Origin of the sequence: uncultured Clostridium sp. (assembly GCF_934754915.1) — a bacterium.
Taxonomy (GTDB): Bacteria; Bacillota; Clostridia; order Clostridiales; family Clostridiaceae; genus Clostridium.
Genome location: NZ_CAKVKB010000121.1, coordinates 1 through 10436, shown reverse-complemented (window position 1 = coordinate 10436; position 10436 = coordinate 1). Strand labels below are relative to the sequence as shown.

General features: G+C 25.3%; 7 protein-coding genes. All 7 read left to right on the top strand.

Annotated features, from left to right (window positions below):
• Window positions 1–403 precede the first annotated feature (403 nt).
• A complete protein-coding gene (locus tag Q0F58_RS14715; protein WP_294378114.1) occupies window positions 404–1303 on the top strand; it encodes a hypothetical protein in 900 nt (299 codons plus the stop codon).
• A gap of 162 nt (window positions 1304–1465) precedes the next feature.
• Window positions 1466–3190, top strand: a complete 1725-nt coding sequence (locus Q0F58_RS14710) for an ATP-dependent endonuclease (protein WP_294378111.1) — start codon at window positions 1466–1468, stop codon at window positions 3188–3190.
• Window positions 3180–4679 (top strand): ATP-dependent helicase, encoded by a 1500-nt coding sequence (locus Q0F58_RS14705; protein WP_294378108.1) that lies wholly within the window; start codon window positions 3180–3182, stop codon window positions 4677–4679. The genes Q0F58_RS14710 and Q0F58_RS14705 overlap by 11 nt, the downstream gene beginning before the upstream one ends.
• Before the next feature lie 353 nt (window positions 4680–5032).
• Window positions 5033–6115 carry a DNA (cytosine-5-)-methyltransferase gene (gene dcm / locus Q0F58_RS14700; RefSeq protein WP_294378106.1) on the top strand — a complete coding sequence of 361 codons (1083 nt, stop codon included), beginning with the start codon at window positions 5033–5035 and terminating at the stop codon, window positions 6113–6115.
• Window positions 6112–7215 (top strand): DNA cytosine methyltransferase, encoded by a 1104-nt coding sequence (locus Q0F58_RS14695; protein WP_294378104.1) that lies wholly within the window; start codon window positions 6112–6114, stop codon window positions 7213–7215. Before dcm ends, Q0F58_RS14695 begins: the two co-directional genes overlap by 4 nt.
• Window positions 7208–8638 carry an AlwI family type II restriction endonuclease gene (locus Q0F58_RS14690; RefSeq protein ID WP_294378101.1) on the top strand — a complete coding sequence of 477 codons (1431 nt, stop codon included), beginning with the start codon at window positions 7208–7210 and terminating at the stop codon, window positions 8636–8638. Before Q0F58_RS14695 ends, Q0F58_RS14690 begins: the two co-directional genes overlap by 8 nt.
• Before the next feature lie 236 nt (window positions 8639–8874).
• Window positions 8875–10248 (top strand): SIR2 family protein, encoded by a 1374-nt coding sequence (locus Q0F58_RS14685; protein WP_294378098.1) that lies wholly within the window; start codon window positions 8875–8877, stop codon window positions 10246–10248.
• The last annotated feature ends 188 nt before the right edge of the window (window positions 10249–10436 follow it).

The window sequence follows — 10436 nt, the reverse complement described above, 5'->3', positions numbered from 1 at the left end:
TATAAGAAGTAAATTAGATGAGATAGTTAATAATAAATAATTATATATATTTTATTATGTTCACTATAAGCCTTACTGTGTAAGTCTTATTAGTGTTGTTATTAGCCTAAGGTCTAATAACAATATGCTTATTGCATCTATTATATATAAGCAATATATATATACTAATATAATTTTAGTATGGAGAAATTTGTCTAAATTTGTTGATTAAATAAAAATAATTTGATAAAATAAAAACTGTTAAAAAATAATATTACAATAGCAGTGATGATTATATTAATATATTTGTTATTTAATCACCATCGAATTTGCATTTGTGCATAGAATACATAAACCGAAAGATTTCAAGAAATGTAAAGAGTTAAAAATTGTGATAAGAATTTGTTAAAGAAGGAGAATTATTATGGACAGAAAAATGGTATCTAAAATTCAAAATATCAATGATGGCATATCTGCTGGTTCAGGTATTGTATCCTTGGCCGTCCCTGAATTTGTTGCCACTCCTTTAATTGTTTTCGCTGTTAATAGAATATTAGGACTTATAAGTGATGAAGATATTATAAAAAGACTAAAAAAATTAGAAAAGCAATTAGAAACAAAAAAAATCAGTAAAGAAGATTTCAAAAATAAAATTATAGATTTATCTGAACACAAAAAATATTTTTCGACAACTGTTTTGGAAAATATCATAAAAAACTGTATTCCTGAAACTGTTGATATATATATTTCTTTATTCATTGATTATATAATGCAAGAAAAATGTGAAGTAAAAGAAGAACTGTGCGAGATAATTTCGTCATTAAATAAACATGATTTAGATTTAATTAAATATATAAAAAAATATTTGAGGGATGGAGAAAGATCAAATTATAAACAAGAAATTAAAAGGTTGGAGGAGTCTGACAAAAGAAATGCTGAAATTGAAATGAAAAATAAAATAATTAAAGAGGAAAATAAGAATAATCCGGAAAAAATATCAAAACTTACTATATTTCCTTTTAGAGATAGAAGTATAATTTTAGATGAAAAGAGAACCATATTTTGGAATGATTTTTCTATTTATTGTGGATTTCCAAATCCAATACCTTTAAATTTTACAATGTTATATGAGTATTATGATAAAAACACTACTGCTGACTATAGTGATTGGATTTTTTATGGCAAATCATTTATTAAATTAGAAAGGCTCGGAGTATTACAATTGGATTATAAAAGTACTTTAGGAACTATAAACAGTTTAGATATAAGTAGGTTTCATATAACTATTTTAGGACTAGTTTTATTAGAGTATATTGAAATATAATAAATATATTCTTTTAGTATGGAGAAATTTATCTAAATTTGTTGATTAACTGTAAATAATTTGATATACTTAAATTAGTTAAAGAAAGATGCTAGTGCAGGTCTATTTAATAGATTTTTTGTGCTGGCGTTTTTTAGTAGTAAAGGAAGTGAAGTAAATAATATGCATATTAGCATGATAGAAATAAGAAATTTTAGAGGAATAGATATAACTTTAGAAAAAATAAATGATGTAGTAACAGTAATTGGACAAAATGATAGTGGAAAAAGCAATATTTGTGCAGCAATATTAAAAGTACTGGACTATAATAAAAGAAGAATTCCACTTTTTGAATCTGATTCGACAAATAGTAACAAACAAAATATATTTATCAAAATAAAACTTGAAATAGATGATTTAACAAATGAACAGCTGGCACAATTGCATGAAGTGATAAGCGAAAAGGATGGAAAGAAATATGTTTATGCACAATTGACATCCACATACAATACAGATGTTTTGATATATGAAGATGAGTTATTAATTGGTGATATGGATCTGGATTATAAAGAATATAACACAACAAAACAAAATCCACTTGATAAAGTGTTGTCAGTCATATATATTAATCCAACGTATGATACTAAGCAAGAGACAAAACATTTTTTTGAGTACAAAGAAGCAAGACACATAGAAATGGATACACATATTAGTCCTAATATAGAAGAAACAATAGAAAAGTTAAAAGAAAATGTAAAAAATGATGAGGCCCTAGCAGAAATAATAAATGATATAAATGAACTCGGTGAGTTTGAAAAAATGTTTGACGGAATGAAATTTGAGTTAACTCCTAACATAAAACTAGAGAACATATATAAGTCGCTAGAAATCTTGACACTTGATAGTTATGGAAATGTACTTAATAATATAGGTGATGGAAAAAATAAAATATTTTCTATGCTATTAAAAGAAAAAACTTATGAAGACGATAAGAAAAAAATAATAATTGTTGAAGAACCAGAAAATCATTTATATGTATTATTACAAAAACATTATATAAGTGCTATAGCATCATTTAAACCGAGCCAAATGATTGTTACAACACATTCACCACATGTTGTTGATTTTGAAAAAACTAATCAAATAATTAAAATTCAAAGGTATTTTGATGTTCAAGATGAAGTATACAGAAGAAAAAAATTTATATATAATGTTGAAAATAAAGAATTTTCAAAATATGGTTATTTAATAAATGTTGAAATTGCAGAGATGATGTATTATGACACGGTACTATTAATAGAGGGCGAATCAGAAAAGTATTTCTACAGTTATTTGTTATCGCAAGATCCAAGTTTTAGAAATATAGTTTTTAATAATAATATTGGAATATTTTCGGTTAATGGCATTGCTTTTAAAAAAATAAAAGAATTATTAGAAGCATTAGGTATAAAAGTATATATTAAAACAGACAACGATATATTTAAGGTGCCTTCAAAAAGTAATTTGTATTATTATGCTGGAATAACAAGATGTATAAACTATCTAGATAATGAAGGAAAAACAAAAATAAAAAACATACTTGGAATAGAAGATTTATCAAATGCAAAAAATTTTCAATTTGCTAATAGAAATGATAAATTAAAATTAGTAGAGGAAAATATTGACAAACTATGTGACGTCTTTAAACAAAGTAGAATATTACTATCAAAGCACAATTTGGGATTTGAAAAAGATTTTCTCGATTATATACAATACAATGAAAATGATTATGAAGAAGTTATAAAAAATTTAAAGGATGCAAAATTGACAAACTTGCATAGATTTATTATTGACAGAAATATAGATATAAAGATTAATGAGGTAAACAAAAATTCTGTCTTGTTGGGGTTTATTAATTATGATAGATAATGAATTAAAAAAAGTGTTAGACGAACAACAATCAAAAATAATAAATGACAATACTAAATATCTTTGCGTATCGGCATGTCCAGGTGCTGGGAAGACATATACGTTAGTAAAGAAAATAGAAAAAGAATTAGAAGTGCTTGAGGAATATCAAGGTATAATAGCATGTTCATTTACAAAGGCAGCTTCAAATGAAATTAAAGGTAGATTAAATACAGTTAATAATAAATTGAGTAACTGCTTTATAGGAACTATAGACTCTTTAATAATGAACTTAATAATTTTTCCATTTTTAAATAGATATTTATTTCATATTGGAAAAATTAACAGAAGGATAACTATCAGTTCAATTGTAATTAATAATAAACAAGAAATAAATTCATATGTAAGAAATTATGATAGAAATTACAATGTCAAAATGGAAGCTGATGATTATATTAGAAAGTGGTATAAAAAATTAAATGATGGAATTTATGAAATATCATTTCCAGCATATATACTAGCAAGACAAATAGTAGAATATGACTTGTTTAACAAGTATTTTTCAATAAGGTTCCCATCGATTTATATTGATGAAGCCCAAGATCTAAATTATTTTCAGCATCAATTCCTAAAAGCATTAAAAGAAAAAACAAATATTAATATAATACTTTTTGGAGATCCTAATCAATCAATATATCAATTCAGAGGTGCAAGACCTGAATTCTTTAATGAACTATCAAAAAAAGATTATAATATAAAAAAGATAACAGTAAGTGTAAGATGTCATCCTAGTATTTTGTATTATGCTAATAAAATATTTGATAAAAATACACCAATAACATTCAAAGACTCACATGTCAAAATAATAAATTCAATTGATTTGGAATTTTTAAAAGAAATAAAAGGTGGAACTTATATATTGACTGAAACAAATAATACAGCAATTAAATTATATGAAAAATTTAAAAATGATTTTGATATTTTATTTTCGAAAAAGCTAGATAATATGCCGGATGATTATGAAGTTAATCAAGAAATAATTGATGAGTTAATAAAATATTACATTAACTATGATAACATAAATGATAGATATAAATATCCTGCTGATGAATTAGCAAATTATCTATCGTTTACTAATAGTAATATAAAAAAGCAAGAGTTAAAAATAAATGGACTAAGTTTAAGTGAATTTTTAACAAAAATAATAAATAAGTTAAATATAGAAATTAGTGAAAGTACACTACATATAATTCAAGATAAATTATTAGATGAAAAATATAAATATTATTATTATATTTCTGATAAGAAAAATAAAATAATGACAATTCATTCATCAAAAGGATTAGAAAGTAAAAATGTTATAATATATTTAGATAGTACCTTTCCAATTAAAGAAGATTTTAAAAACAAACTTTTTGTTGGAATAACTAGAGCAAAAGAGAATGTATTTGTATTTTGTACAGATACGTTTTCTGGAAAATACTATATTGATTGGCTAATCAATGAATAAAAAAATATTGACATTTACACTGTATTGAAAAGTTAGCAATAAATATATTTTAAAAACTGTTGATAAATGAAAAATCAATATAATTTTTTATTTATTAACGTTATCGTTTTTTTATAAAAGTATCAAAGAGTAATATAAAATAATTTTATATACTTATATTAATACTCTTAATTTCATTAATTGTATTTTAATTAAAAGGTCTTATAATTTATGTTTTTCAATTTAATGTACCGGTTATGAATAAAATATCATAAAAATTTCAACAAATTAATAATAATTTATCTACTTTTATAGGAAAAAAAAGATTTTAATGGTATAATTAAATTACACATATACTATAAGGCGGTGATGATATGCTAAGAGTTTTTGAAGCTTTTTCGGGAGTTGGAGCACAATGCATGGCATTAAGAAATTTAAAAAAAAGTTATAAAATAGTAGCAACATGCGACATTGATGAAGCTGCTATTCTTGCATATTATCATACCCATGCAAATAATAAAAAGAGCAGAAAAAGATATAATGACGATAAGAAAAAAGAAATAATAATTAATAGGGGAATAGGAAATAAATCTAAAATAATTAAAATGAATCATGAATCGTTGGAAACATTATTTGATGCAGTAGATATATGCAATAACTTGGGTGATATTACTAAGCTAGATGTAAAGGATATTCCGGATCATGATTTGTTTACCTACTCTTTTCCATGTCAAGATATTTCTTCGGTAGGAACACAAAAGGGGTTAGATATTGGTAGCGGTACAAGAAGTTCTTTATTATGGGAATGCAAGAAGATAATAGAAAATAAAAGACCAAAGTATTTACTATTAGAAAACGTTAAAAATTTAACAACTGGTAAAAATAAAAAAAACTTTAATGATTGGCTTAATTATCTTGAAAAACAAGGCTACACAAATTATTGGAAAATATTTGATGCAAAAGATTATGGAATACCCCAAAGAAGGCCCCGTGTCATTGTGGTATCTAAGTATGGTAAATGTCATACTGATTTAATTAAAGACAATGAATTATCAGTAAAAAAAGATATTAATGATATAATAGATTTTAATGAAAAGGGATGGAAAAAATTCACACCAAAATCAGTGATAAAAGGAACTGTAAAAGATGGAACATATGCATTTTTAGATGATCGTGACTGGAAAATAAATGGTGTTATGATAAGTAAAGTGTGTTCAACACAGAGAGCAGGAAGAACTGGGCTAAAATTGATCAAAAATGAGAATGAACAATTGTTCGAAAGAAAATTAAATGCATTAGAATGCTGCAGGTTAATGGGATATAATGATTCTGACTATTACAATATGAAAAAAGGTAAATTATCCGATGGACAAATAATGAAGATCTGTGGTAATTCAATAGTAGTAAACGTCCTAATGAATGTTTTTGAAAATATATACGAGGAGGAAAAATTATGATAAATGGTTTGTCGCTTTTTTCTAATGTTGGAATTGGAGAATTGTTATTAAAAAAGTGTGGAATAAATATTGTAGTAGCTAATGAACTTGAAAAAAATAGAGCTGAATTTTATAAAAATGTGTATCCAGAATGTGAGATGATACAAGGAGATATTAATAAACATTACGACGAAGTAATAAAACTTGCAAAAAACAAGAATTGTAAGTTTTTAATGGCAACTCCACCGTGTCAGGGAATGAGTGTAGCCGGTAAAAGAAATTATTCTGACAGTAGAAACACCTTAATAATTCCAGTTCTAAATGCAATAAAGGATTTAAACCCGGACTATGTTTTAATTGAAAATGTTCCACAGTTACTCAAACTGAAAATAGATTATAATGGAAATAATAATACAGTAGAAGAAATAATTCAAAAAGAATTTGGGAACACATATAATATAAACACTAACAAAATAATAAATGCACAAAATTATGGTGTTCCACAAAATCGAAAAAGAGCTATAATCTTATTAAACAAAATAAATAAATGGGAATTTCCTAAAAAAGAGAATAAGGTTATAACTGTTAGGGATGCGATTGGCGATCTTCCAAGTGTCGAAGCAATTATTGATGGAAACAGTAATTATTTTATAGGAAATGATAAAAAAATAGAAGAATGCAGAAAAGTACATAAATGGCACATTCCAAAAGAACATTCAATACGGCATGTCGAAATAATGCAACACACACCAACAGGACACTCTGCATTTGAAAATGAATTTTATTATCCAAAAAAGATTGATGGTACACGTGTCAAGGGTTACAACACTACATATAAAAGAATGGAATGGGATAAACCAGCCCCAACAATAACTATGGCAAATGGTGTTATATCATCACAGTGTAATGTTCATCCTGGCAGATTAAATAAAGATGGTACATATAGTGATGCAAGGGTGCTAACAGTGTACGAAATAATGAGATTATTTACAATACCTGATAATTGGAACATACCAATATGGGCAAATGACAATTTTATAAGAAGGGTTATTGGGGAAGGTATTCCACCATTATTAATATATAAGATAGTAAGAAATTTGGATGGTGACAATAATGAATAGAGATGTATGGCTATTTCCACAAAACTCATGCAATATAAAGCAGTTCTTTATAACATTAAATGTATTTGGTAAACTTAATGGAATCAGTCGAAAAGAAAATGTTCAACAATTACTTATGGAGCAACATTCAAAAATGGGTACATATAACCCATATGTAAAAAAGAATTTTTATGATTTTTCTTCAGCTAATCATAAAATTGATGAGCCTCGTTTCTATGGTGCAATTTATGAGACAGCAAATAGAAAGATTCATGTCAGTTCATATGGAGAACTATTATTAAAATACGAGCAAGATGAAATAAAAAGAAATAAAGTTTTTATTGGAATGCTTTTCAATATCCAGTTCGATAATCCATATAAAAAAATGAAAGAATTTGATATATATCCACTAAGACTTATATTTAAGTTACTTACTGATAATCGATTAAATTATGAATTAACAAATATAGAGGTGTCTAAAATACTTTATTATATAAAGACAGTCAAGAATAAAAGTGATTATGACAAAATTGTTGACACAATTATTGAATTTAGAAACAATAATACAGAAGAAATTATTAAAACATTAACTGTAGATGCAACACAATTTATAAAAAATTATGTTAGTTGCAATTATTTATTTAATATTTTGTCCGAAATGAATATTACAATTCAAGAAAAGAAATCAGAACGTTTTACTATTCATTCTAAAGTAAGAAAAAATCCAACGGTAGTTACACCAAGAACATTAAAAATAAATACTAGTTTATTAGATTTTGTTAATAAATACCTATTGGAAGTTTCATTGTATGAAGAAATAAAAAAACCACATGGACTTAGAAGCGACTGGATAAGGGAAATTTATAATAGTGTGCCAGAATTTTTATTACAGGAGATAGAAGAAAAAGAAGATATATATACAGAATATCTCCAAATTCCTAAATTATTAGTTGAAACATCAACAAATCCAGATAAATGGTCAAAATTTGAAGAATACATTACAAAAAGCTTCAATTTGTTTGAAGATGTTAATGCCGAAACAATTGGAGGACCAGGGCAACCAGATTCTTTGTGTCACTATTTAAAAAATAATACTATATTCTGTGCAGATGGCAAATCAACACATAAAAAATTATCTAGTATTAATGATGGAAGACTAAAACAGCATAGAATATTATACAATGCTGAATATACGATAATTGTTACACCGGGATATGTACCAAGTGCAGTAGAAGATATTAAAGGAACGAAAACATGCATTATTACATCATATTGTTTTGCCGACCTAATTACTAAATATATATTCAAACTATACAAAAATCATGAAGAGTGCAGTTATGAAATATTTAATAATTTAATTATTAATAACCTTGGAACAGATCTAAGTGAAAAAATATATTCAATTATAGATGATAGGCTCGGAATTGCGATGGATAATTTATAATTTAGATTTTTGCTGCGAGAAGTCACTATTTTTGTTGCATAAACAGCATAATAACTATATAATAAACAAATAAATAAATGAAAGTATATTTTTAATTAATTGAATTTTTTTATTAGAACATCAATATACACAAAATATTATTGTATAATGAAAAATTTATATTAAAATAAATTTATTATAAAAACAAGTTTATAATAAATTTAAAGTATTGGAATGAAGGAGGATGATCATACTATATGGGAAAATTTGATAATGAAATAAATGAAGAAAAACAAGGATGTGCATTATGTATGAATACAGAATTCGATGTTCCAGCAGAAATTATTCATGCTGTTAAAAAAGGAGATTTGGTTATATTTGCTGGTGCTGGTATAAGTACAGAGGGTAAAAACGTATATAAGTCAACACTGTATGCCGACATAAATGATGAACTAAGTGAAAACAATGATAATACCTTTCCTCAATTAATGACTAAGTATTGTGAAAAACCAAATGGAAGGAGAAAGTTAATTAATAAAATTATTGATAGATTTGATTATTATAAATCATTTCCAGAAATAGATAATGTTATGAATAAATTTTTTGTTCCATTATCTGACATCTATAGCATAAAAGAGATAATAACAACAAATTGGGATAGACAATTCGAGGAAAAATGTGGATGTATGCCCATAGTTTATAATGAGGATATATCATTACTCGACGACAAAAAAAGAAAGGTATATAAAATTCACGGAAGTATAGATAATGTTGGAACATTAATAATAACTGAATCAGATTACGAAAAATGTTATAACAATTTGAAAGAAAATTTAATAGGTGGAAGAATAAAAGAATTGTTAAGCAGAAAGACAGTCGTATTCATAGGATATTCATTAGATGATGAAGACTTTAAAAAAATATGGCAATTTATTGATGAAAAGTTGGGTAGTCTGAAGCCACATTTTTATATAGTATCTCCTGATGAAAAAATGGTAGAAAAATTAAAAGATAAAAATGTAACTGTTATCAATGCATTGGGCTCAACTTTTGTTAGAAAAATAAGAAAGCAATTGATAAATGATAAATATTTATTGAATTCTGACGTTTTGTATAATATAGTAGATATAATGTTACCCATGACATTTGATGTTCATCAAGAAACCAATAGAATGTTAAAAGAAAAAAAAGAACCATTACTAATATATTCAATATGTTTTCAAGATGGTGTAATACATTCACTGGAAAGAATTTTAGCAAGAAAAGTTTATGGTGAATATTTAGATCCTGAATTTTTTCATTCATCTATAGACACATATTATATGCTATATGAAGGATATGTAAAAATTGGCAACATGTTTGATGCTGCATATTTATTTGGATATGCACATGCAATGGATTATATATTATATTTATATGATTGCATTAATGATAATAAAACAATAAATTTTGAAAACAGCATAAGTTTATATTATTTGCCGAGAGAAAAAATATATAATGATTTAGATGAATTTAAAAAGGAACTAAAAAAATATAGAACAATGAAATACATAAACCTGGCAAATAAGATGCTATTGGAACTAGGAAATGCAGAATATAAATTTGATATTCATCATTTACCATTTATATAAATAGTTGTTGTATTTAGAAAATAAAAAATTTAAAGACTTACCAGCATCACAATGATGTTCTAAGTCTTTTTTTCATACATTACAAACTTGTAATATAAAACAGAGTAAAACAATGATATAATATAACTATAGAAAGAAGGAAATATAATATATGAAAAAGATAATGATAATTGAAGATGATACCATAA